The 21,733-nt window shown below is 71.9% G+C and carries 19 protein-coding genes and 1 tRNA gene; 8 read left to right on the top strand and 12 right to left on the bottom strand.

Features of this window, described 5'->3' with window-relative positions; translation table 11 throughout:
- Positions 1-245: 245 nt before the first annotated feature.
- Positions 246-692, bottom strand: coding sequence for an HIT family protein (locus AC29IT_RS12890; RefSeq protein ID WP_488218820.1), 447 nt, complete (start codon positions 690-692; stop codon positions 246-248).
- A gap of 483 nt (positions 693-1,175) precedes the next feature.
- On the opposite strand from AC29IT_RS12890, the gene dnaE reads away from it, so the two are divergent.
- The gene (gene dnaE / locus AC29IT_RS12885; RefSeq protein ID WP_488218889.1) at positions 1,176-4,715 is read left to right on the top strand and encodes a DNA polymerase III subunit alpha; all 3,540 of its coding nucleotides are present in this window, start codon (positions 1,176-1,178) and stop codon (positions 4,713-4,715) included.
- 436 nt (positions 4,716-5,151) lie between these two features.
- On the opposite strand, the gene AC29IT_RS12880 is transcribed toward dnaE, so the two are convergent.
- From AC29IT_RS12880 to AC29IT_RS12870, 3 genes are all read right to left on the bottom strand, one after another.
- Positions 5,152-5,226 (bottom strand) — tRNA-Val (locus AC29IT_RS12880).
- Between the two features lie 123 nt (positions 5,227-5,349).
- Positions 5,350-5,550, bottom strand: coding sequence for a DUF4177 domain-containing protein (locus AC29IT_RS12875; protein ID WP_358440927.1), 201 nt, complete (start codon positions 5,548-5,550; stop codon positions 5,350-5,352).
- Between the two features lie 126 nt (positions 5,551-5,676).
- Positions 5,677-6,897, bottom strand: coding sequence for an NADP-dependent isocitrate dehydrogenase (locus AC29IT_RS12870; protein WP_358440929.1), 1,221 nt, complete (start codon positions 6,895-6,897; stop codon positions 5,677-5,679).
- Between the two features lie 176 nt (positions 6,898-7,073).
- On the opposite strand from AC29IT_RS12870, the gene AC29IT_RS12865 reads away from it, so the two are divergent.
- The 3 genes from AC29IT_RS12865 (at position 7,074) to AC29IT_RS12855 (ending at position 8,685) form a co-directional block, all read left to right on the top strand.
- The gene (locus AC29IT_RS12865; RefSeq protein WP_358440931.1) at positions 7,074-7,907 is read left to right on the top strand and encodes a metal-dependent hydrolase; all 834 of its coding nucleotides are present in this window, start codon (positions 7,074-7,076) and stop codon (positions 7,905-7,907) included.
- Between the two features lie 112 nt (positions 7,908-8,019).
- Positions 8,020-8,421 carry a hypothetical protein gene (locus AC29IT_RS12860; protein WP_358440934.1) on the top strand — a complete coding sequence of 134 codons (402 nt, stop codon included), beginning with the start codon at positions 8,020-8,022 and terminating at the stop codon, positions 8,419-8,421.
- 66 nt (positions 8,422-8,487) lie between these two features.
- Positions 8,488-8,685: a DUF1918 domain-containing protein gene (locus AC29IT_RS12855; RefSeq protein WP_358440936.1), complete on the top strand. Its 198-nt coding sequence runs from the start codon at positions 8,488-8,490 to the stop codon at positions 8,683-8,685.
- 35 nt (positions 8,686-8,720) lie between these two features.
- On the opposite strand, the gene AC29IT_RS12850 is transcribed toward AC29IT_RS12855, so the two are convergent.
- On the bottom strand, positions 8,721-9,401 hold the full coding sequence (locus AC29IT_RS12850; protein ID WP_488218819.1) for a TetR/AcrR family transcriptional regulator: 681 nt from the start codon (positions 9,399-9,401) through the stop codon (positions 8,721-8,723).
- Positions 9,402-9,498: 97 nt separating this feature from the next.
- On the opposite strand from AC29IT_RS12850, the gene AC29IT_RS12845 reads away from it, so the two are divergent.
- Both AC29IT_RS12845 and AC29IT_RS12840 read left to right on the top strand, forming a co-directional pair.
- Positions 9,499-10,521, top strand: coding sequence for a zinc-binding dehydrogenase (locus tag AC29IT_RS12845; protein WP_358440942.1), 1,023 nt, complete (start codon positions 9,499-9,501; stop codon positions 10,519-10,521).
- A gap of 117 nt (positions 10,522-10,638) precedes the next feature.
- Positions 10,639-11,481 carry a DUF4253 domain-containing protein gene (locus AC29IT_RS12840; protein ID WP_488218818.1) on the top strand — a complete coding sequence of 281 codons (843 nt, stop codon included), beginning with the start codon at positions 10,639-10,641 and terminating at the stop codon, positions 11,479-11,481.
- Positions 11,482-11,646: 165 nt separating this feature from the next.
- On the opposite strand, the gene AC29IT_RS12835 is transcribed toward AC29IT_RS12840, so the two are convergent.
- From AC29IT_RS12835 to AC29IT_RS12820, 4 genes are all read right to left on the bottom strand, one after another.
- Positions 11,647-11,943 (bottom strand): DUF3017 domain-containing protein, encoded by a 297-nt coding sequence (locus tag AC29IT_RS12835; RefSeq protein ID WP_358440948.1) that lies wholly within the window; start codon positions 11,941-11,943, stop codon positions 11,647-11,649.
- A gap of 70 nt (positions 11,944-12,013) precedes the next feature.
- Complete coding sequence (locus AC29IT_RS12830; RefSeq protein WP_488218817.1) at positions 12,014-12,865, bottom strand: bifunctional methylenetetrahydrofolate dehydrogenase/methenyltetrahydrofolate cyclohydrolase; 852 nt, start codon at positions 12,863-12,865, stop codon at positions 12,014-12,016.
- A gap of 44 nt (positions 12,866-12,909) precedes the next feature.
- Positions 12,910-13,863 carry a DMT family transporter gene (locus tag AC29IT_RS12825; RefSeq protein WP_488218816.1) on the bottom strand — a complete coding sequence of 318 codons (954 nt, stop codon included), beginning with the start codon at positions 13,861-13,863 and terminating at the stop codon, positions 12,910-12,912.
- Positions 13,860-15,089, bottom strand: coding sequence for an MFS transporter (locus AC29IT_RS12820; protein WP_488218815.1), 1,230 nt, complete (start codon positions 15,087-15,089; stop codon positions 13,860-13,862). The genes AC29IT_RS12825 and AC29IT_RS12820 overlap by 4 nt, the downstream gene beginning before the upstream one ends.
- 262 nt (positions 15,090-15,351) lie before the next feature.
- Between AC29IT_RS12820 and AC29IT_RS12815 the strand changes: the two genes are divergently transcribed.
- Positions 15,352-18,624 (top strand): TNT domain-containing protein, encoded by a 3,273-nt coding sequence (locus AC29IT_RS12815; RefSeq protein ID WP_488218814.1) that lies wholly within the window; start codon positions 15,352-15,354, stop codon positions 18,622-18,624.
- 89 nt (positions 18,625-18,713) lie between these two features.
- Here the strand turns inward: AC29IT_RS12815 and AC29IT_RS12810 are convergent, their stop codons facing one another.
- The 3 genes from AC29IT_RS12810 to AC29IT_RS12800 all read right to left on the bottom strand — a co-directional run bounded on the left by AC29IT_RS12810 (position 18,714) and on the right by AC29IT_RS12800 (position 20,194).
- Positions 18,714-19,313, bottom strand: a complete 600-nt coding sequence (locus AC29IT_RS12810; protein ID WP_488218813.1) for a pentapeptide repeat-containing protein — start codon at positions 19,311-19,313, stop codon at positions 18,714-18,716.
- Between the two features lie 82 nt (positions 19,314-19,395).
- Positions 19,396-19,599 (bottom strand): hypothetical protein, encoded by a 204-nt coding sequence (locus tag AC29IT_RS12805; RefSeq protein ID WP_224957946.1) that lies wholly within the window; start codon positions 19,597-19,599, stop codon positions 19,396-19,398.
- Positions 19,600-19,732: 133 nt separating this feature from the next.
- Positions 19,733-20,194 carry a universal stress protein gene (locus tag AC29IT_RS12800; RefSeq protein ID WP_224957948.1) on the bottom strand — a complete coding sequence of 154 codons (462 nt, stop codon included), beginning with the start codon at positions 20,192-20,194 and terminating at the stop codon, positions 19,733-19,735.
- Positions 20,195-20,251: 57 nt separating this feature from the next.
- Here AC29IT_RS12800 and AC29IT_RS12795 point away from each other — a divergent pair, with 57 nt between their 5' ends.
- Positions 20,252-21,553, top strand: coding sequence for an ArgE/DapE family deacylase (locus tag AC29IT_RS12795; protein ID WP_488218812.1), 1,302 nt, complete (start codon positions 20,252-20,254; stop codon positions 21,551-21,553).
- Positions 21,554-21,733 lie beyond the last annotated feature (180 nt).

The following is a 21,733-nucleotide window of genomic DNA, read 5'->3' as shown; positions in this document are numbered from 1 at the left end:
CGTCCGGGGCGACCGCGGTTCGGCCGCCGGACGCACCGGGCGCGGACGGCACGACCGCACGTGCCGTGCGAGCGCCTTCCGGTGCGTTGCCACGATGAGAAGCCGTGCCGCCGCGGCACGCTCAAGCCCGATTTCCGCGCACATGGCGCAGCTCACCGGGCCGAGCCGGTGCCACGCGTCCCGGAGCTCCGCCGCCCCGGAACGCTGCGGTGATCCGACTCGGCCACCGCTCGTCCCCGTCCTGCTCAGGCGGTCGGGTGCTGCGCCGCCAGGCGGCTGCTGATCCGCCGCTGGAGCTCGCCGAGCCGCCCGTCGTCCCCGCGGACCCCGGCGTGCGGGAGGAGCTCGCCGGCGTCGTACCGCGGGATCACGTGGAAGTGCAGGTGGAAGACGGTCTGCCCCGCCGCCGCCTCGTTGAACTGGACGACCTGCACGCCCGCGGGACGGAGCTCGTCGGTGACGGCGCGGGCGACGCGCTGCACCACGTGCACGACCGCGGTGAGCTGCTCGGGAGTCGCGTCGAGCAGGGTCCGCGGCTCGCCGCTCTTCGGGACGACCAGCACGTGGCCCGGGGATTGGGGGAAGACGTCGAGGAAGGCGAGCACCTCGTCGTCCTCGTGCACGACGTGCGCGGGCCCCTCACCTCGGATGATCTTCGCGAAGGGGTTCTCGGGGTCGTAGATCTCGGTCACTGGCGGAGCCTTCTCGGTTCGCAGGGGTGCGGCGCCGGGGCCGCGGTTCGTCCCCACCAGCAGACCCCGTGCCGCAGCGGCACGGTCCAGCCGGGGTGGTCGACTCCCGCACCGCGCGGTGCGGCCGGTCCGGATCCGCCGAGCGCGACGCAGGGCCCGCACCGGCCGCATCGCGGTGGTGCCGCCGCCGCATCCTCTCGGGCATCGGCGAACTCAGGAGGACACCCCAGCAGGCGCGGTCGCGCGACACGGTCGACGTGCTCCTCGCACCGTCCTCGTCGCACCCGAGCTCGCGGTACCGGCCCGGTTCCGACCGGTCCACGGGCTCGGTGCGCCTGGGCGGCAACACTCGCTCGACGCAGCCCGGCTACACCGCGTAGGACGACTAGAGTTGACCCGCCACCGACCCAGCCCCCCGACGCTCCCGGAGATGCCCGCGTGTCTGATCGGTTCGTTCACCTGCACGTGCACACCGAGTTCTCGATGCTCGACGGTGCCGCCAAGCACAACGCACTGTTCGCAGAGGTCGCTCGGCTCGAGCAACCCGCGGTGGCGATGACCGACCACGGCAACATGTTCGGCGCGCACTCCTTCAACGCGCACGCCAAGAAGTCCGGCATCAAGCCGATCATCGGCATCGAGGCGTACGTCGCTCCGGAGAGCCGCTACCACAAGAAACCGGTGTTCTGGGGCGAACGAGCGCGAACCGGCAAGAAAGAGGTCGACGAGTACGGCGAGAGCGGCGATGTCTCCGGTGCCGGCGCGTACACGCACATGACCATGCTGGCGCAGAACTCGACCGGGCTGCGCAACCTGTTCAAACTGTCCTCACTCGCATCCATGCAGGGGTTCTTCCGCAAACCGCGCATGGACAAAGAACTGATCGCCGAGCACGCGGAAGGGATCATCGCGACGAGCGGCTGCCTCGCCGGCGAAATCCTCACCCGCCTCCGCCTGGGCCAGAAACAAGAGGCCGTGCAGGCCGCCTCCGACTACAAGGACATCTTCGGGCCGGACCGCTTCTTCATCGAGGTCATGGACCACGGCATCCAGATGGAACGCAACATCCGCACGGAGCTGCTGGACATCGCGCGCCAACTCGACCTCCGCACCGTGGCCACGAACGACAGCCACTACGTGACCGCCGACCAGGCCGGCCACCACGATGCGCTGCTGTGCCTGCAAACCCGCTCGACGCTCGCCGACACCGACCGGTTCAAGTTCAACGGCGACGGCTACCACATCAAATCGTCGGCGGAGATGCGCGAGTACTGGGACGCCGAGGTCCCCGGAGCCGCCGACAGCACGCTGCTGATCGCCGACATGGTCGAGGGTTACGACGAGGCGTTCGCCTCCACGAACCGGATGCCGCAGGCCAAGATCAAGCCCGGCAGCACCGACGTCGAAGTGCTGCGCGACGAGGTCGAGGAATTCATCCCGACCCGGTTCCCGGGCGACAGCTTCACCCAGGACTACCGCGACCAGCTCGAATGGGAGCTGAAAGTCATCACCGAGAAGGGGTACAGCTCGTACTTCCTGGTCGTCGGTGACATGATCCGGTGGGCCAAGAACAACGGTATTCGCGTAGGACCGGGACGTGGCTCCGCGGCAGGCGCACTGCTGTCGTACGTCCTGCACATCATCGATATCGACCCCTTGCAACACGGGCTCCTGTTCGAGCGATTCCTGAACCCCGAGCGCGACTCCCCGCCCGACATCGACATCGACTTCGACGAGCGCCGGCGCGATGAGGTCATCGCCTACGCGAAGGAGAAGTACGGCGAAGCGTTCTTCGCCAAGGTCATCACCTACGGCACGATTAAGACGAAAGCGGCCTTCAAGGACGCTGCTCGGGTGCACCTCGGGCAACCCGGGTTCCAGCTCGCCGACCAGTTCAGCAAGGCACTGCCCGCGCCGATCGCGGCGAAGGACATCCCGCTGTCCGGGATCGTCGATCCCCAGCACGAGCGCTACACGGAGGCCGCCGAAGTCCGCTCGTTGATCGAAACCGATGCTCAGATCGGCAAGATCTTCGATACCGCACGCGGCCTCGAAGGCTTGATCCGGAACGCCGGGGTGCACGCCTGCGCCCACATCATCTCCCGTGAACCACTGCTCGACGTGCTGCCGCTGTGGAAACGGGACGACGGTGAGATCATCACCGGCTGGGACGGGCCGCAATGCGAAGACGTGGGCCTGCTGAAGATCGATATCCTCGGCCTCGTCAACATGACCACGATCGACGACACCGTGCGCATGGTGAAGGCCAATCACGGCGTGGAGATCGAACCGCTCGACATCCCGCTCGATGACGCCCCCACCTACGAGATGCTGGGCAGGGGCGAGAGCCTGGGCGTGTTCCAGCTCGAAGGTGGCGGCATGCAATCGCTGCTCAAGCGCATGGCCCCCACCCGGTTCGGCGACATCGTCGCCTGCGTCGCCCTCTACCGGCCGGGCCCGATGGACGTCAACGCCCACCTCGACTACGCCGACCGCAAGAACGGCAAGAAGCCCGTCGAACCGATCCACGCCGAACTCGACGAACCGCTCGAAGACGCACTCGGTGAAACGTACGGCCTGATCGTCTACCAAGAGCAGATCATGGCGATCGCCCAGAAAGTAGCGGGATACACGCTCGGGCAAGCCGACCTGCTGCGACGTGCGATGGGCAAGAAGAAGAAGGAGGTGATGGACGAGCAGTTCGCCCGGTTCGAAGCCGGTATGGCCGAACGGGAGTACAGCAAGGAGGCCATCGACCAGCTCTGGGCGACCGTGCTTCCGTTCGCCGGATACGCGTTCAACAAGTCCCACGCGGCCGCCTACGGCTTGGTGACCTACTGGACCGCCTACCTGAAAGCGCACTACCCGGCCGAATACATGGCGGCATTGCTGACCGCCAACGCGCACAACAAGGACAAGACCGGCGTCTACCTGTCCGAGTGCCGCCGAATGGGCATCCGGGTGCTGCCGCCGGACGTGAACGAATCCGTGGTCGGACACGCGGCCGTGGACGGCCGAATCCGCTTCGGCATGGGAGCCATCCGCAACGTCGGCGCGAACGTGGTCGAGTCGATCGGCAAAACGCGCGAGACCAAGGGCCGCTACTCCTCGTTCACCGATTTCCTCGACAAAGTCGAGATCACCGCGTGCAACAAGCGCGTCATCGAGTCGCTGATCAAGGCGGGCGCCTTCGACTCGCTCGGAGCCACCCGCATGGCGCTCACCCAACACCACGAGGCAGCGGTCGACGCCGTGATCGGGCTCAAACGCCAAGAAGCGATGGGCCAGTTCGACCTGTTCGGCGGCGGCGACGACACCGCGGCCAGCCCCGACTCCTCCCCGCTGGCACATCTCCAGTTCACCGCTGAGGAATGGCCGCGCAAGCAGCTCCTGGCGTACGAGCGGGAGATGCTCGGCCTCTACGTCTCCGCACACCCCCTGGACGGCGCGGAGCGGTTGCTGCGGCCGTACCAGGACACCACCATCGCAGAACTCGTCGGCGGCGAGCGCGAGCCCGGATCCGGCGGAAGAGAAGAGGCCAAGATCGCCGGGATGATCTCGGGGATTCAGCGGCGCCTCAACAAGAACGGGCAACCCTGGGCCATCGTCACGCTCGAGGACTTCGATGCCAGCGTCGACGTGCTGTTCTTCCCGAAGTCCTACGAGCTGTTCTCCGACTGCTTGGCCGAAGACACCGCGCTAGCGGTCAAGGGCCGGGTCAACGAACGTGAAGGCGAGATCAGCGTGTTCGCCTCGGACGCCGTACCGGTGGACATCGCCGCGGCCGAGCACTCGCCTGGATCGGCGCCACCGTTCGTGCTCCGCGCGGACGCCAAGAAGATCGACAAGGAACTCATCGGCGAACTCCGGAACACGCTCGGCACCTATCGCGGCGAAACCCCGGTGCACGTCCACTTGGGTGCGACCCGACTCGAACTGCCGGCTTGGCCGGTGAAGGTGTGCACGGAACTCGTCTCGGAGCTCAAGTCACTGCGCGGAATCGTGATCGAACGCGTGAGCTGAACGCGGTGGACGAACCGGAGGTCGATTCGAGGCTCGCACCGCGAGCACGACTCGACCCCGGCTCGCATCGAGCACCGTGCCGGGGACGCCGAACCCGATCGGGCCGGATCGACGGCGATCGGGTTCCCCGGCACCTTCCGGCGGCCCCGGGCGGCGGGGAGGGGGCGGCCACGTCCGCGGCGATTCCGCAGCCGCGAGATCGACCAAGCGCTGAAGACGTCGTTCGGAACGGGTTCCAGCAGGCGCTTCGCAGCTGCGGAGGTGCCGGCCGGGCGCGAGATCGTCGTCGCCACTGGCACCACGACGGGCGCGCCGATACCGGAGTAAAACGAATTCCGCCTGCCGACCCGGCGCCGCTCGCTCGGGCCGACCGATGCTGATTTCGGCCTGCGCACAATGCCGGTGCGCGATACCGGGCTAGTGCTCGATACCGAGTTGGTGCGCGATACTGGGATCGAACCAGTGACCTCTACCGTGTCAAGGTAGCGCTCTCCCGCTGAGCTAAACGCGCTTGCTGTTGTTGTAGGTGCAGCGTAGCGGACGGGTGATCACGTCCCGTCGGCGACCCCCGGCACCCGCCGCACCGGGCGGCCGGGCCGCATCGGCGGGCGCGGGACCGGGGGTTCGCCGGTGCTCAGACCTCGCGTTCGAAGGTGACCAGGAGGCCTTCGACGCCGCCGGGCCCGAGGCGGCCCTTCACGTCGGCGCCGGTGATGGTCTTCATCCGCCAGCCGTCGGCGGCGTGCTCGTTGAGCACGCCTTCGAGCTTGTCCCCGGACATCTTGCCGCCGAGCCACTTCTCCCGGAGCTCCACGACCTTGTACTGGTACGGCATCCGTTCCTCCTCCGCATCGGGTACCGCGATGATCTCAGCACGGGGCCGCCCCGGAACGCGAAAACGCCACTCCCACCCCGGGAAGCGGGGCGAGGGTGGCGTTCAGCGGATGCCTTCAGGAGAAGATCAGCGGTCGGCCATCTTCTTCTGCAGGTTCTCGTCCAGCGAGGCCAGGAACTCCTCGGTGGTCTGGTAACCCTGGTCGCCGCCGACGAGCAGCGCCAGGTCCTTGGTCATCTTGCCGCTCTCGACGGTCTCGATGACGACCTGCTCCAGCGCCTGGGCGAAACCGGTGACCTCCGGGGTGGAGTCCAGCCGGCCGCGCTGCTCCAGGCCGCGGGTCCAGGCGAAGATCGACGCGATCGGGTTGGTCGACGTCGGCTTGCCCTGCTGGTGCTGGCGGTAGTGGCGGGTGACCGTGCCGTGCGCGGCCTCCGCCTCGACCTTGCCGTCCTCGGTCATGAGGACCGAGGTCATCAGGCCCAGCGAGCCGAAGCCCTGCGCCACGGTGTCGGACTGCACGTCACCGTCGTAGTTCTTGCACGCCCAGACGTAGCCGCCCTCCCACTTCATGGCCGTGGCGACCATGTCGTCGATGAGGCGGTGCTCGTAGGTCAGGCCCTTGGCGTCGAAGGCCTCCTTGAACTCGTTCTCGAAGACCTCTTCGAAGACGTCCTTGAAGACGCCGTCGTAGGCCTTGAGGATCGTGTTCTTGGTGGACATGTACACCGGGTACTCGCGCTCCAGCCCGTAGCGGAAGGACGCGCGGGCGAACTCCTCGATGGAGCGCTTGTAGTTGTACATGGCCATGGCCACGCCGCCGTCGGTCGGGAACTGCGCGACCTCCTGCTGGATCGGCTCGGAGCCGTCCGCGGGCGTGTAGGTGATGGTGACCGTGCCGGGGCCGGGGACCTTGAAGTCCGTGGCCTTGTACTGGTCACCGTGCGCGTGGCGGCCGATGATGATCGGCTTGGTCCACGTGGGCACGTAGCGCGGGATGTTCGAGATCACGATGGGCTCGCGGAAGATGACGCCACCGAGGATGTTGCGGATGGTCCCGTTCGGGCTCCGCCACATCTTCTTGAGGCCGAACTCCTCCACGCGCGCCTCGTCCGGCGTGATCGTGGCGCACTTGACGCCTACGCCGTGCCGCGCGATCGCCTTCGCCGCGTCGACCGTGACCTGGTCGTCGGTGGCGTCCCGGTGCTCGATGCCCAGGTCGTAGTAGTCGAGGTTGATGTCCAGATACGGGTGGATCAGCTTGTCCTTGATGAAGGACCAGATGATCCGGGTCATCTCGTCGCCGTCGAGCTCGGCGACGGTTCCCTGGACCTTGATCTTGCTCATGTGGCGGGGTGCTCCTCTCGCGAGAATGCAAGCGGTACAAGCGTACTGCTATCGGTATCGATTGTGCCCCCGCCCCGGCTCCCGCGACACCGCCCTGAGACGAAAACGCCCACCCGACCACCCGGCGGGAGATCACCTTCTAGGCTCGCGGGGTCCACGATCACGGGGAGGCGGCATTGTCGACAGGACCCACGCACGCCATGAGCGGACTGGCCGCCTGGGCGGCGGTGACCGCGCTCGCGGACCAGCACCTCATCGGACAGCTGTCCCCGAAGACGTGGGTCGTCGGCGCCACGCTCGCGTCCGGTGCCGCTCTACTACCCGACATCGACCATCCCAAATCCACCGTGGCCAGCACCTTCGGCTCGCTGTCCCGGGGCGTGTCGGCGATGTTCAGCGGCATCAGCGGGTTCCTGTACCGGCTCACCCGCACCAAGCACGACAGCGACCGGGAGGGCACCCACCGCGGGTTCACCCACACCGTCGTGTTCGCCGTCCTCGCCGGGCTGATCACCACCGCCATCGTGCAGAGCACCAGCTCGATCGCGATCGGCGTGCTCATGTTCACCTTCGCCGGGCTCGCCGTGCGCGGCATCATGCACACCTGGAACCCGCGGCGGGACGCGCTGCTCATCACGGTGGCCTCGCTGGCGCTCACCGTCGCCTGCTGGGCGTGGACCGGTGACCAGGGGACGGAGGCCGCGGCGCTCGGCGTCGCGGTGATCCTGGGCTGCGTCATGCACTTCCTCGGCGACGCCATCACCGAGCAGGGCTGCCCGATGCTGTGGCCGATCCCGCTGGACGGCCAGACCTGGTACCCGGTGGCCCCGCCGAAGACGATGCGGATGCGCACCGGCGGCAAGGTCGAGATGGTGCTGGTCGGCCCCGCCCTGACGATCGTCGCGGTGGTGCTGGGCGCGGTGGTGCTCTACCGGGTCGGCGCCGCCCCGTGGATCGCGACGCTGGACCTGCCGCCGGAGATCATGAAGTGGTTGACCCCGCGACCCTGAACCCCGTTGCGCCGAGCGCGTGAAGTGACGCAAAACGCCCACCACGGCACGAGTCGCTCGATAGGGTGAAGACAGGTGGCGCGCGGGCGCCGACGAACCGCGGGGGAGATCGATGCGAGCCGGTCGGCAGCTCATGGTCCTGGCGGCGCTGGTGCTGCCGGTGCTCGCCGGGTGCGGGGAGCTCCAGGAAGGCCAGGAACGGCTGGGTCAGGCCCAGCGGGGACTGGACAAGGCCGGCGCCTGCATGGACGCGGTCGACGCGGCGGGCTACACCCCGAACCTCGCCGACCTGGACCGGGCCCAGGACGACGCCCGCGCCAAGGCCGACGAGATCAGCGCGCTCGCGCAGCGCGTGGGCGACGCGGACCTGCAGGACCGGCTGCTCGACGTGCAGGCCTCCCTGGACCAGGTCGCCACCGGCCAGATCACCCTGCAGAACGGGCTCAACTGGTCGCAGCAGCACCTGGAGAAGACCGCCGCCGTCGCCGACGCCTGCGCCGACATCACCGGATGATCGCGCAGGTCAGCGACCTGCGAACCGCGCCTCCCCGGCCCTAGCCTGGACGTGGAGGTGAGCGTGATGCGAGCGACCATCGGCGATCAACTGCACGTGCACAGCCGGACGGTCGAGGAGACCGACCGCACCGGGCTGATCCTGGAGGTGCGCGGCACGGCGGGCGCCCCGCCGTACCTGGTGCGCTTCGACGACGGGCACGAGCGGCTCGTCTACCCGGGTCCCGACTGCATCGTCGAACCGCGGCGCGTGCCGGAGGCCTGACCGCGGACGGGTGCCGTCCGGTGCGCGGGCGGCACCTACCAGGGCTCGGCGAGCAGCGCGTCGAGCTCCGCGCGGAACAGCAGTTCGGGATCGACTCCGGTCCCGGCGAACTGCCCTTGCACCTCCAGGCTGATGAGTCCGTGCAACCGGGTCCAGGCCAGCACCCCGCGCCGCAGCGCGGCGGGCGGCGCCGGTTCCCCGCCCGCCCGCTCGGCGCGCCACGCGGTGAGCTGCCGGTCGAGCGCGGTTCGGCTCGGCGGCAGGCCGGCGGGCGCGAGCTCCGCGAACACGCTCAGCAGCGGCCGCATCCCGCGGTCGGCGAGGTCGTAGGTCTCCTCCGGCGCCGCGTAGCCGGGCACCGGGGTGCCGAACAGCAGCAGGTAGCGGTGCGGCTGGGCCAGCGCCCACCCGCGCCACTCCAGCGCGATCTCCCGCAACCGCCCCGCGGGCGCCTTCTTCCGATGCCGCTCGGCGGCCCCCTCCACCGCTTCGGCCAGGTCCCGGAAGGCGTCGACGATCAGGGCGCTGAGCAGCGCGTCCCGGTTCGCGAAGTAGCGGTACAGGGCGGGGCCGGTGACCCCCATGCGCTTCGCGATGGCGTTCACGGAAATGCCCGCCGGGCCGGACTCGGCGAGCTGCTCCAGCGCGACCTGCTTCGCCTCGGTCCGGTTCTGGTCCCGGTAGCGCTCCCGCGGACTGCGGACCTGCTCGGCCATGCGCTCTCCCCTCCGGATTGACAAGGCGATCGTAACAGGTGCACTCTTTTGTTAGAACTTCTAACACCCGCTAATGCTTGTCACTCAGGAGTGGACCATGGACGAGAACACCGGCCGCGAACTCGTGCTCACCGGGATCGGCGCGCCAGAAGACGTCTTGACCAGCAGGAACACCCGCCGTTCGCACCCCGGCCGAGGGCGGGTGCTGGTCCGGGTCGAGGCGACCGGAGTCTCGTTCGCCGAAGTGCAGATGCTGTCCGGGCGCTATCCGATGCAACCCGCCTTCCCCTTCGTGCCGGGATACGACCTCGTCGGCGAGGTCGTCGCCGTCGGCGCGGGGGTCACCTCGTGCCGACCCGGGCAGCGGATCGCCGCGATGCCGCGCACCGGCGCGTGGTCCGACTACGCGGAGATCGCCGCGAACTCCGCGGTCGTCGTCCCGGACGGGGTGCCCGCCGACGAGGCCGTCGCGCTGATCACCAACGGCGTCACCGCGTGGCAACTGCTGCACCGCAGCACCCGGGTCCGGAGCGGAGACGTGGTGCTCGTGCACGGTGCGGGCGGCGGCGTCGGCGCCACGCTGCTGCAGCTGTGCCGGCTCGCCGGGATCCGCGCCATCGGCACCGCCTCCGGCCACCGGCACGACGCGCTGCGCGAACTCGGCGCGGACCTGGTCGACCACCGCACCGAGGACGTCGCCCGGCGAGTGCGCGAACTCGCGCCCGGCGGGGTGCACGCCGTGTTCGACCCGATCGGCCTCGACAGCCTCCGTCGTTCCTGGGAACTCCTGGCACCGGGGGGAAAGCTGGTCAGCTACGGCAGCGCGGACACGATCGACGAGACCTCCGCGTCGTGGCGACCGCACCTGGACATCGCGCGGCAGCTCGCCGGGTGGGAGGTGCGGCGCCGCCTCGGCCGCACCGGCGGCCGGAGCGCGAGCATGTACTACGTGCGGCCCGACGGCCGGTACCGCGCGGACCTCGGCGGACTGCTGCGGCTGCTCGCCGGCGGTGAGCTGCACCCGCTGATCTCGCACCGCATTCCGCTGTCGGACGCCGCGCACGCCCTCGACCTGCACCGATCGGGGAAGTCCACCGGCAAGATCGTGCTGCTGCCGTGAGCGCGGGCCTGCCGCCACCGCCGTGCGGATCACGAAAAGGCGGCAGGTTCACCGGCCGCCCGGCACCCCTGATTAGGGTGGGCGCGGCGTGACGTCAGGTGAGGAGGCGGTGACGAGTTGGACGACGACCAGGCCACCGAGATCCCTGCCGACCTCTCCGAGCTGCTCGCCAGGGCCTCCGGAACCGCCCCCTCCGTCCCGCTCCCCGACGGCGAACTGCTCACCGAGCAGTCCACCCGCGCCACCGGGGACGAGCCGCCGCTGTGCTGGATCAGCTTCGACCGGCCCGCGCCGCGGCTGCTCGGGGCGCTGCGCGCCGACCACCGGCGCACCGGGCTGTGGCCGCTGCTGCTGTGCGACGACACCGAGACCTACGGCAGCCGGTGCACCGTCGGCGTCGTGCCCCCGGAACCGCTGGAGCACATCGACCTGTGGCGGGCCGAGGACGTGATGCTGCGGATCTGGGACGGGCTGTGCCGGGCCGACGACGACCTCGGACCCGCCTACGACATGGATTCGCTGGCGCCGTTCGACTCGAACTGCCCCGAGCTGGCGCCCGCCGGGAACCTGCTGGCCGACGCGGACATCCTCGCCAACCAGCAGGCCGCCCGGTTCGTCGACGAGGACACGCGGCTCGGGCTGGTGCCGGTGCGGCGCGGGGCCGACGCGCTCACCGTGCTCGGCTGGTCCGGGGCGTCGAACCACGTGTCCCGCACCGCGGGCATGTCCGCGCTGCTGCGCAGCTGGGAGGACCGGTTCGGGGCGCGGCTGCTGCGGCTCGGCCCGGACCGGCTGGACGTGAGCGTCGCGGCGCCGCCGCAGGACCCGGCGCACGCCACCGCGGTGGCCGCGGAGCACTGGGCGTTCTGCCCGGACCGGGTGCTGCAGGACGCGGGCAGCATCGCCTCCTACGCCCGGGAGATCCGCGGCCGCCGCACCTGGTCCTTCTGGTGGGAGTGAGCGGGCCCGCCCCGCCTTCGTCCGGCCGGCGGCGAAGCCGCTGAGCAAGGACCACCCGAGCAACGGGACCACCAGCGGGTTTCGCGCGAGTCCCCTCGTGGCGGAGCCGCTCGGGAGGAAGATCCCGCCACCGCACCCCTCCGCGAGGCGAGCGGAAGATCGACCTCAGAAGTCCAGCGGGCCGCCGACGATGGTGACGGCCACGGCGAGCAGGACGAAGCCGAACCCGCCGTAGAGGATCAGGTCCACCTTCCGGGAGCGGACCGCGATCAGCCCCACCTGCTCGCGGGACAAGAACGCCCGCGCGGCCGCCGCCAGCAGCAGCGCGAGGCTCAGCAGCATCGAGCCCTCCCGCCACGCGTGCATCGCGATCCGCAGGAACCCGATCGCCGCGACCAGCAGCACCAGCGCGAACGGCACGTGCACCGCCCACTTCGCCCGGTCCCCGAAGCGTTCGTTCATGCCGGCCTCCCACGCTTGCCCGAACTGCCGGGTCATCGTAGAGCCGAGCCCGCGGGAGCCGTCCGATCCGTCACGCGACATGGCGCTCCGCCGCTTCCACGACGTTGGTGAGCAGCATCGCCCTGGTCATCGGCCCGACCCCGCCGGGGTTCGGGGAGAGGTGGCCCGCGACCTCGGCGACGTCGGGGTGCACGTCCCCGGCGACGCCGTCCTCGGTGCGGGTGACGCCGACGTCGAGCACCGCGGCGCCCGGTTTCACCATGTCGGGGGTGATCAGGTTCGGGCGCCCGGCGGCGGCGACCACGACGTCGGCGGTGCGGACCAGATCGGCCAGGTCGCGGGTGCCGGTGTGGCAGAGGGTCGTGGTGGCGTTCTCGTTGCGGCGGGTCAGCAGCAGGCCCAGCGGGCGGCCGACGGTGATGCCGCGGCCGACGACGGCGACGTGCGCGCCGTCCAGCGGCACGTCGTGGCGGCGCAGCAGTTCCACGATGCCGCGCGGGGTGCACGGCAGCGGCGCGGGTTCGCCGAGCACGAGGCGGCCGAGGCTGATCGGGTGCAGCCCGTCGGCGTCCTTGTCGGGGGCAACGCGCTCCAGCAGCGGACCGGCGTCGAGGTGCGCGGGCAGCGGCAGCTGCACGATGTAGCCGGTGCAGGCCGGGTCGGCGTTGAGCTCGTCGAGCACCGCCTCCAGGTCGGCCTGGGTGCTGTCGGCGGGCAGGTCGCGGCGCAGCGAGGCGATGCCGACCTTCGCGCAGTCGTTGTGCTTGCCGCGCACGTACGACTGGGAGCCCGGGTCGTCGCCGACCAGCACGGTCCCCAGCCCGGGGGTGGCGCCGCGCGCGGCGAGCGCGGCGACGCGGCCGCGCAGCTCCTCGTAGATCGCGTTCTTGGTGGCCTTGCCGTCCAGGATCGTGGCGCTCACGGTTGTTCATCGTGGCAGACGCGGGCCCGGCGGGTCCGGCGGGATCATGCTCGGGCGAACCGGTCCGGCAGCGAGGCGACGGCGACCGCGACGAAGGTGAGCGCGACGCCGACGACCGTGGTCAGCGGCACGCTGGTGCCGGGTGCGGGCACCAGCAGGTCCAGCAGCAGCGCCCCGAACAGCTGCCCGGCGACCATGCCCATGCTCAGCACCAGCACCCCGGTGCGGTGCACCAGCGCGGCCGCACCGCCGATCACGAAGATGCCGAGCACTCCGCCGAGGTACAGCCACGGCTGCGGCGGCAGCGGGCCGGGCAGGCCGCGCACCGCGACCTCCACCAGCCAGGCCAGCAGCAGTCCCGTCGCCCCCACCCCGAAATTGATCACCGCGGCGGAGGCGGGCGACCCGGCGGTCTGCTTCACCCGGCCGTTCACCGCCTGCTGCCAGGCCACGCCGATCCCGGCGAGCGCGGGCACCAGGATCAGCCAGCTCGCGCCGGACCCGGTCAGCTCCTCCCACACCGCGACCAGCACGGCGAGCACCGCGAGCGCCGCCCCGACCACGCGCGGCGCCGTCACCCGCTGCGGCCCGGCGGGCCCGAGCCCGATCCGGTCCACGACGAGCCCGCTGCCGACCTGCCCGGCGACGACGGCGACGGTGAACAGCGCGACGCCCAGCGCCGCCGCCGAGAGCCCCTGCCCGAACACGAGGAATCCACCCGCGACGCCGCCGAGGCACTGCCACCAGCGCAGGCCGCCGCCGCGCAGGGCCATCACCACCGCGCGCAGGCCCGCGCGCGCGACGGGCAGGAACGGGGTGGCCAGCAGCAGCACGACCAGCCCGGAGCCGAAGGAGATCAGCGCGGCCCCGAGCCCGTCCCCGAGCTGCGCGCCGAGCGCGCCGTTGAGCCGGGACTGCACCGACAGCACCACCCCGACCAGCACGGCACCGGCCATGCCGAGGGCTCGGCCGCGGGTCGCGGAAGGTTGAGCACTCACGGGACGGGAGTGTCCTCCGGGGAGCGCGCCCGCACGCTCGGATGTGCGGCGAGGCACACCGCGGCCAGCGCCAACGCGGTCCCCGCCGCCGCGGCCGCCGCGGGCCCGGACGCGTCCAGCAGCGCCCCGGTCAGCGGGGCCGCGAGCGCGGCCCCGGCCATGCCCGCGCTCGCCAGCCAGCCGAACGCCTCCACCCGCCTGCCCTTCGGGGCGAGTTCGCCGACCCGCGCGTTGTTCGCCGCGAACATCGGCGCGATCGCCAGGCCGCCCACCAGCAGCACCGCGCTCACCAGCCACGGCGATCCGGGATCGGCGACCGGCGGCAGCACCGGCACCAGCGCCGCCACCCCCGCGGCCACCAGCGCACCGCGCAGCCACAGCCGGGGTCGCCGCGACGACGCGCCCAGCAGCAGCCCGCCGATCAGCGATCCGACCGCCCACACCGCGGCCAGGTAGCCCGCCAGCTCCGGGGTGCCGCGGTCCCGCGCCCAGCCGACCATCAGCAGGTCGACCGAGATCACCCCGGCGATCATCAGGCAGGTGAACGCCAGCACCAGGGCGAACCCGCGGGCGGCGAACAACGGCTCGGCGACGTCCCGCCGCTCCGCCGCGGGCACCGCGCTGATCCCGGCCCGGCGCAGCACGAAGGCGAACACCACCGCCCCGGCCGCGCCGACCACCCCGCACCACACCGTCGCGGTGAACGCGCCCTGCGCGGCGACGACGAACGCGGCGAGGATCGGGGAGATCACGAACAGCAGCTCCTGCGCGGTGGCCTCCACCGCGAACGCGGCCTGCCGGGCCGGGCCGTCCGCGATCCGCACCCACACCGCCCGCCCCACCTGGCCGGCGGGCGGGAACGACAACCCCGTGGCGAACGCCACGGGCACCAGCAGCCACCACGACTCCGCGGGCAGCAGGCCGTCCGGGCCCGCCAGCAGCGCGATCGCGCCCAGCCCCAGCCCGTAGCCGAAACCCGTGATCAGCAGCACTCTGCCGGGTCCCGCGCGGTCGGCCGTCCGGCCGCGCAGCGGACCCGCCACGGCCTGACCGACGGTGATCGAGCCGCCGATCACACCACCGGCCGTGTAAGAACCGGTGCGGTCCGCGATCAGGAACGTGAGCACCAAGTTGATCGCCGGTTGGTGCAATCGAGCCAGCAAACCTGCGCCGAGCAGCGCGAACGCATGCGGAACCTGGGCCAACAACAGGTACGGGCGCAGCACGCGGTTCACTGTGCCGGTCGACGTCCGCAACGGCCAGCGATTTTCGTACGGCGGATCACACCTGGTGGTGTGATGTCGCTCCGGACGTCCACAAGGCAGGCTTTGGAGCTCGGAACGACCCACCCGATGATCACCGCCGCGCCCACGGCGCCGAACCACTGCACCGAACTCACCCGGGACGACACACCACGAACGACCCTTCGAGTAGCGTTTTCGCGGGGCGGGGTCGGTGGGCCCGGTTGAGAGGGGGAGGATGTCACCCATGTCGCGTCCGACAGCGATCAGTCCGGAAGAGCAGGAACAGATAGCCCGCAGGATCGGCGTCCTGCTGTTGCAGGCCGCACCTGAGGACTGGCAGCAGATCACGGTCGAGTACCGCGCCACGGGCGAGTACCAGGATCTGCTCGGGGAGGTCGCCGCCCAGGACGGTGGCACCGAACCGTGGGAGCCGCCCGAAGAGCTGTGGGGGATCTTCGAGCACCTGCGGGAAGGCATGTACCGCCCCGACGTGGGTACGTGGCTCAGCGCGCTCTACGTGGTGGAGCGGCCGTCGAGCTACCGCATCGACATCAACTTCGACGCCGAGCCGCAGTGGCAGCGCCCGCTGCCGCGCGCCGCGTACGTCGACGAGCTCCGCCGCTACCCGCGCACCGACGACAACGTGCCGGACTGGATGCGGGAGAAGCTGGACGGCGCGACCGCTCCCGCCGAACCCGCCGCCCAGCCGCCGGAGCCCGCGCAGCAGCAGGCCCCGCAGGCCGCGCAGCAGGAGGCCGCGCCCGCGCTGCCCCGCCGGGACTCGCACCGCGCCGAGCAGCCGCGCGAACCGGAGCCCGCCGCGCTCGCCCCCGAACCCTCCACATCGGACGATTCGGACGCGCACTTCCGGACTGCGCTGGTCTTCGACGACTTCGACGACCAGAGCCGCCCGCTGGTCGCGACCCGCGCGCCCGTTCCCCAGGACGAGGTCGGCGCGCTGCGCCACTACCTGGAGAACGCGCCGATCGTGCTCGCATCCCGCGACAACGACGACGACCTGCTCGATCCGAACGCCCCCGCCTCGGTGCCCTCGACCTGGCACACCGACGGGACGTGGGTCTGGCCGGGCGCGGTCCCCTACTACCTGATGCAGTACGGCGTGCCGCCGCAGCCGGAGCTGGTCGAGCACATCCGCTCGCGCCGCTTCGCGCTCGTCGAGGTGGACGACCGCACCCGCGACGCCGCGGTGCGCGAACTGTTCGACCAGCCCGAGCACGACGACTCCGGGTACGACGAGCAGGCCACCGGCGAAACGCCGCGCGTCGCCGACGACTTCGCGGTGCAGCTGCCCACGCCGTCCGAACCGACCGAGATCGACCGGTCCGGCGACACCTGGCGGGACGAGGCCTCGTTCGAGTCGAGCGGTGCGGTGCTGGGCCGCCGCGAGAAGCCCGCCGAGCAGCCTCCCGCCGAGGAACCGCCGCTGATCACGCACGGCGAGGAGCCCGAGACGGCCTTCGAACCGGGCACCCCGGTGCTCGGTCGCCGCGAGAAGCCCGCCGAGCAGTCCGCACCGGACGCCGGGCTCCCGCTGATCACGCACGACGAGGAACCGGTCGACCAGGCACCCGCCGGGCTCGGCCTGGACGAGGACGCGGCCGAGGAGTCCGGGTCGCGGCACGGCCTCGGCAGCGGCGTCGACGAGGACCTCGACGAGACGCAGGCCGTGCTGGCGCGGCTGCACGACCGGCTCACCGAACTGGGCGTGGCCGGCGACGAGTACCGCGTCGGCAGCCACTCCCCCGACGCCCGCTGCCTGCTGCGCGACGAGCCCGGCTGGGTCGTCACCGCGGGCGAGGACGACCTGCACGGCGACGTGCACTTCGAGCACGCCGACCAGGCGGCGGCGTTCCTGCTCGGCAGCCTGCTGCTGTCCAGCACCGAACCGCTGCCCGCCGCCGAGGACCAGCGGCGGAGCTCGCTGCCGGAACCGGAGGCCCCGGAGCCCGCTCGCGAGCCGGAAGCCGCCGAGCTCGACGGCGCGGACGGGCCCGAGGTGGAGCAGGGCCGTTCGGAGCGGTTCGCCGCGTTCGGCAGCACGCCCGAGTCCTCCGCCGCCGGCCTGTTCACCGACCAGCGGGTGGACGAGGGCGCCGAACTCCCCCAGCGCGGTGACCGCGCGGCCCGGGAGACCGCGGATGCCCGGGCCGAGGCGCCCGCCGCCGAAGCGCAGCCGTTCGAGTCCCAGCCGTTCGAAGCGCAGCCGTTCGAAGCGCAGTCCTTCGAGTCCCAGGGATTCGAAGCGCAGGGCTTCGGCTCGCGGGGCTTCGAGGCGCAGGGCTTCGAGGCCCAGTCCTCCGAGGGGCAGCCCGCCGTCGACGCCGCCGGAACCCAGGTCACCGAGGGCGGGCAGGCCGAGCTCAAGGCGCCGGAGCAGGAGACCGCGGACGGCGCCGACCAGCGCTCCCCCCTCGGCGAGCTGCCGCGGCGCGGCGCACCGGCCGAGCCCGCGCAGCGCCAGCCCGCATCCGGCACCGGCGGGCACTTCCTGTTCACCGCGAACCAGGACTCCGAGCAGGAAGCCGTGGACGAGGGCGGGTTCCAGACCGCGGCGCCGGACGCGGAGGCGACCCGCTTCCAGCCGATGCCGAACGTGAACGGCTCGGCACCGAACGGCTTCGCCCCGAACTCGGCGGCCCCGAACTCGGCGGCCCCGAACTCGGCGGCGCAGAACCCGGCGGGTCCGAACGCTGCGGGCCCGAACGCCCCGGCGCAGAACCCGGCAGGGCCGAACCCGGCGGCGCCGAACCCGGCGCAGCCCCCGGCCCAGCAGAACCCGCAGGCCCAGCAGCCCGGCCCGCAGGGCCCGGCACCGCAGGGCCCGCAGGCCGGTCCCGGTGGCCCGGCGAACCCGCCGCTGCCGCAGCGCGGCCCGCGCCCCGAGCAGGACCAAGCGGGACGCCCGGGTGCGCCCGGCCCGCAGGGTCCGCACGGCGGCCCCGGCGCCGCCCCGACCGGGGGCGCCGACCGGCGTCCCGGCCCGTCCGGGCCGGGGATGGCCGGACCGCCGAGGCAGGCACCGGGCCCGCAGGGCCAGGCGCCCGGCGAACCGCAGGGCCGGCCCGGTGGGCCGATCAAGCGCCCGCCGCAGAACGGCCCCGGCGAGCAGCCGCACCCGCCGCAGCAGCAACAGCAGCCGAGCGGGAACATCCAGCCGCTGCGCGGCGAACCACCGTTGACGCTGTACCGGGACCGCCGCAACCTCGTGCTGCAGCCCGGCACCGAGCTGGACCGCTTCGGCGACCCGGCAGGCAACGTGACCTACGCGGTCCACACGCCGTACAACCAGCGGTCGCTGCCGCCGCAGTGGGCCACCCGCGGGTACGCGGCGTTCCGCGTCCAGCGGCCCCTGCAGGCGCTGCGCGGCACCGCGGTGCCGTGGTTCGAGCAGCCCGGCGGGGGCACGGCCTACGTGCTGCCCGGCTCGATCAGCGACCTCGTCGCCGACGGCACCCTCCAGGAGATCGGGGACGCCCAGCGCCCGCCGATGGAGTGAGGCTCAGCGCAGGACCGAGGAACCGGCATCGCCCCCGCGGCGGTGCCGGTTCTTCTTGTCGGCCTCCCGCCCACCCGCGAACAGGCCGGTCAGTCGATGCGGAGGCCCTTGGCCGCGGCGAACGCCAGCGCCGTGTTCACGTCCACCCGTGCGCCCGCCAGCACGCTCTGCGCGAGCCCGTCGGCGTCGACGACCGCGCCGCGCAGGTCGGCCTCCTCGAACCGGGTGCCGAGCAGCCGCGCCCCCATCAGGTCGGCGTCCCGCAGGTCGCAGCGGCGCAGGTCGGCGTCGCTCAGGTTCGCCTCCCGGAACCGGACGCCGCGCAGGTCCAGCCCGCGCAGGTCGGCGCGCCCCATCCCCACCAGGGTCAGGTCCGTCTCCCCCGGCTTCCACTGCCGCAGCCTGCAGTCCACGAAGGACGAACCGAGCAGGCTGCACCCCTCCCACCGGGAATCGCGCAGCACCACCCGGTCGAACCGGCAGGACCGGAACGCGCACGCCCGAATCCGCGACTCGGCGAGATCGGTGCGGGTGAAGGTGCATTCGGTGAACACGCAGTTCCGCGCGCGCAGCAGACCCAGGTCGGCATCGGTGAAATCGCAGTGCGCGAATTCGCGGCCATCCCATTCCGCGCCGGTCAGCACCGCGTCGGAGAAGTCCTCGCCGATGGCGCGCAGATCCTCTGGCATACCGCTCAGCTTCGCAGAAAGCACCGACCGCGCCGGCGGCACCCGGCTGCCGGGACCACGGCGGGAGTGTGCACCGAGCTGCTCAGCTCGGCGGTTGCAACCCCGGCAACCTGCCTGATCCGCCGCAGTGCGGGCAGCTGCGCCACTCGCCCATCGACATGCCCGTCTCGGTCTCCCGGGTGGCCTGGATCGCGTACAACCGCGGTTCGCTCACCTTCCGGAAACCGGCGCAGGTGAAGCACACGGTGTTCGGCCCTTCCTCGAATCCGGGCCCGTCCTCGCTCATGCCCGCCATCCTCACACGGATGGGCCGGTGGTGACGCCCGATCAACGCGCTTATTCGCACATCCACCATTCGGCGGAATCGGCACCACTAACAGCGAAACGATCGCATTTTCAATTAATAGCGGTGACGATGATCAGGGGACCACGACGACCGGTCGCACCGCTTCCACCACCAATGTCGCGGGCACCGTGCCCAGCAGGCCGCCGCGGCGCCGGGACCGGCCCACCACGATCAGGTCGGCCCGGTACTGCTCGGCCACCTGCTCCAGGCCCACCGCCGGATCACCGCGGTGGTGCACGAAGTCCCAGTCGATGTCGATGTAGCGCAGGTGCGCCACGACCTCCTTCTTCAACTCCTCGACGAGGCTCTCGGCGGCTTCGCTGGCCACCGCCACCCCCATCGGGGACCAGTAGGCGACGCCGCCCACGGCCTCCACGTAGACCAGGACCAGGCGCGCGCGCTCGCGACGGGCCAGTCCCGCCGCCCACGAGGCGGCGTGGAAGCTCGCGGGGCTGCCGTCCATGCCCACGACGATGCCGCCCAGCCCGTCTTTCCCGATCTCGAACTCGCGCTCGATCTTGTCGCCCTCGGCCACGCCGGAATGGTAGTAGCAGCCCTTCAGCCGCTGACGACCATGCGCCACACTCGGGTCGTGACCACCTCGCGCAGCGGCACTGAGCACCGCGAACCCGCCCGCACCGACCTCGAACGGGCCGCGCTGGACGCCGTCGACCTCGACGGGGTGCTGCGGGACCTGCGCGAGCTCGTCGCCATCCCCAGCGTCGGCGGCACCCGCGGCGAGCAGGACGCGCAGCAGTGGTGCGCCGACCGGCTCCGCGGGCTCGGGCACCGGGTGGACCACTGGCGCATCGACCTCGACGACCTCGCCGCGCAGCCCGGGTTCCCCGGGCAGGAGGTCGAGCGGGACGTGGCGCACGGCTGCGTCGGCGTCGCAGGCGACGGGGAACCGGCGCTGGTGTTCTGCGGGCACACCGACGTGGTGCCGCCCGGCGACCTGGACCGCTGGCCGGACCGCGACCCGTACGCGCTGCGCGTGCACGACGGCGTCGCCGCCGGGCGCGGCACCTGCGACATGAAGGGCGGCATCGCGGCGTTCCTCGGCGCCCTGGAGGCGCTGCGCACCGCGGGCATCCCGCTGCGGCGGCCGGTCGGGGTGCACGCGGTCGTCGGCGAGGAGGACGGCGGGCTCGGCGCCTTCGCGACGCTGCGCCGCGGGCACCGGGCGCAGGCCGTCGTGCTCGCCGAACCCAGCGGCGGCGACGTCGTCGCCGCCAACGGCGGCTCGCTCACCTTCCGGCTGGAGGTGCCGGGGCAGAGCACGCACGGCTCCACCCGGCTGCGCGGGGTGAACGCCGTAGACGGGCTCGCCGCGCTGCTGCCCGCGCTGCGGGAGCTGGAGGCGGAGCGCAACGCCGACCCGGACCCGCTGGTCGCGCACCTGGACCTGCCGTACCCGCTGTCGGTCGGCGTGGTGCGCGCCGGGGACTGGGCCAGCACGGTCCCCGACCTCGCCGTCGCCGAAGGCCGGTACGGGGTGCGGCTGGACGAGGACCTCGACACCGCGAAAGCGCAGTTCACCGCGGCCGTCTCCGCAGCCTGCGCCGCCGACCCGTGGCTCGCCGAGCACCCGGTGCGGGTCAGCTGGCCCGGCGGCGTGTTCGCCTCCGGCCGGCTGCCGCAGGGGCATCCGCTGCTGGCCGAGACCCGCGGCGCGATCCGCGACGCCGGTGGCGCGGAGCCACGGGTGCTCGGCGCCCCGTACGGCACCGACCTGCGGCTGTACGCGGCCGCCGGGGTGCCGACGCTGCAGTACGGGCCCGGCGACATCCGCTACGCGCACGCGCACGACGAGCACGTCCCGCTCGCCGACCTGGAGCAGGCGGTCCGCAGCTACGTGCTGCTCGCCCTCCGCCACTGCGAACCGGCCGGCTGAGCAACGCCCATCCCGGCGGATCACGTCCTTCTCCTGTCAGCGGCGAAGCCGCTGAGCCGCCGACCACCCGAGCAACCGGACCACCCGCGGGTTCTCAGCGGTCTTCTCGCGAGGACAGCGTTTTCGCATGTGGCGGAGCCACCTGCGAAAACGATCCCGCAGCGAGAAGACCGCTGAGGT

Source organism: Saccharopolyspora sp. MMCC62, from assembly GCF_057736575.1.
The sequence above is the reverse complement of the archived record's forward strand: the minus strand, read 5'-3'. Positions and strand labels throughout refer to the sequence as shown.

Excerpts from the sequence above, each read along its gene's own strand:
- dnaE (WP_488218889.1), top strand. The coding sequence starts at position 1,176 with ATGCTCGACGGTGCCGCCAAGCACAACGCACTGTTCGCAGAGGTCGCT.
- AC29IT_RS12875 (WP_358440927.1), bottom strand. The coding sequence starts at position 5,550 with ATGCCGTACCAGTACAAGGTCGTGGAGCTCCGGGAGAAGTGGCTCGGC.
- AC29IT_RS12870 (WP_358440929.1), bottom strand. The coding sequence starts at position 6,897 with ATGAGCAAGATCAAGGTCCAGGGAACCGTCGCCGAGCTCGACGGCGAC.
- AC29IT_RS12860 (WP_358440934.1), top strand. The coding sequence starts at position 8,020 with ATGCGAGCCGGTCGGCAGCTCATGGTCCTGGCGGCGCTGGTGCTGCCG.
- AC29IT_RS12855 (WP_358440936.1), top strand. The coding sequence starts at position 8,488 with ATGCGAGCGACCATCGGCGATCAACTGCACGTGCACAGCCGGACGGTC.
- AC29IT_RS12850 (WP_488218819.1), bottom strand. The coding sequence starts at position 9,401 with ATGGCCGAGCAGGTCCGCAGTCCGCGGGAGCGCTACCGGGACCAGAAC.
- AC29IT_RS12845 (WP_358440942.1), top strand. The coding sequence starts at position 9,499 with ATGGACGAGAACACCGGCCGCGAACTCGTGCTCACCGGGATCGGCGCG.
- AC29IT_RS12835 (WP_358440948.1), bottom strand. The coding sequence starts at position 11,943 with ATGAACGAACGCTTCGGGGACCGGGCGAAGTGGGCGGTGCACGTGCCG.
- AC29IT_RS12815 (WP_488218814.1), top strand. The coding sequence starts at position 15,352 with ATGTCGCGTCCGACAGCGATCAGTCCGGAAGAGCAGGAACAGATAGCC.
- AC29IT_RS12810 (WP_488218813.1), bottom strand. The coding sequence starts at position 19,313 with ATGCCAGAGGATCTGCGCGCCATCGGCGAGGACTTCTCCGACGCGGTG.
- AC29IT_RS12805 (WP_224957946.1), bottom strand. The coding sequence starts at position 19,599 with ATGAGCGAGGACGGGCCCGGATTCGAGGAAGGGCCGAACACCGTGTGC.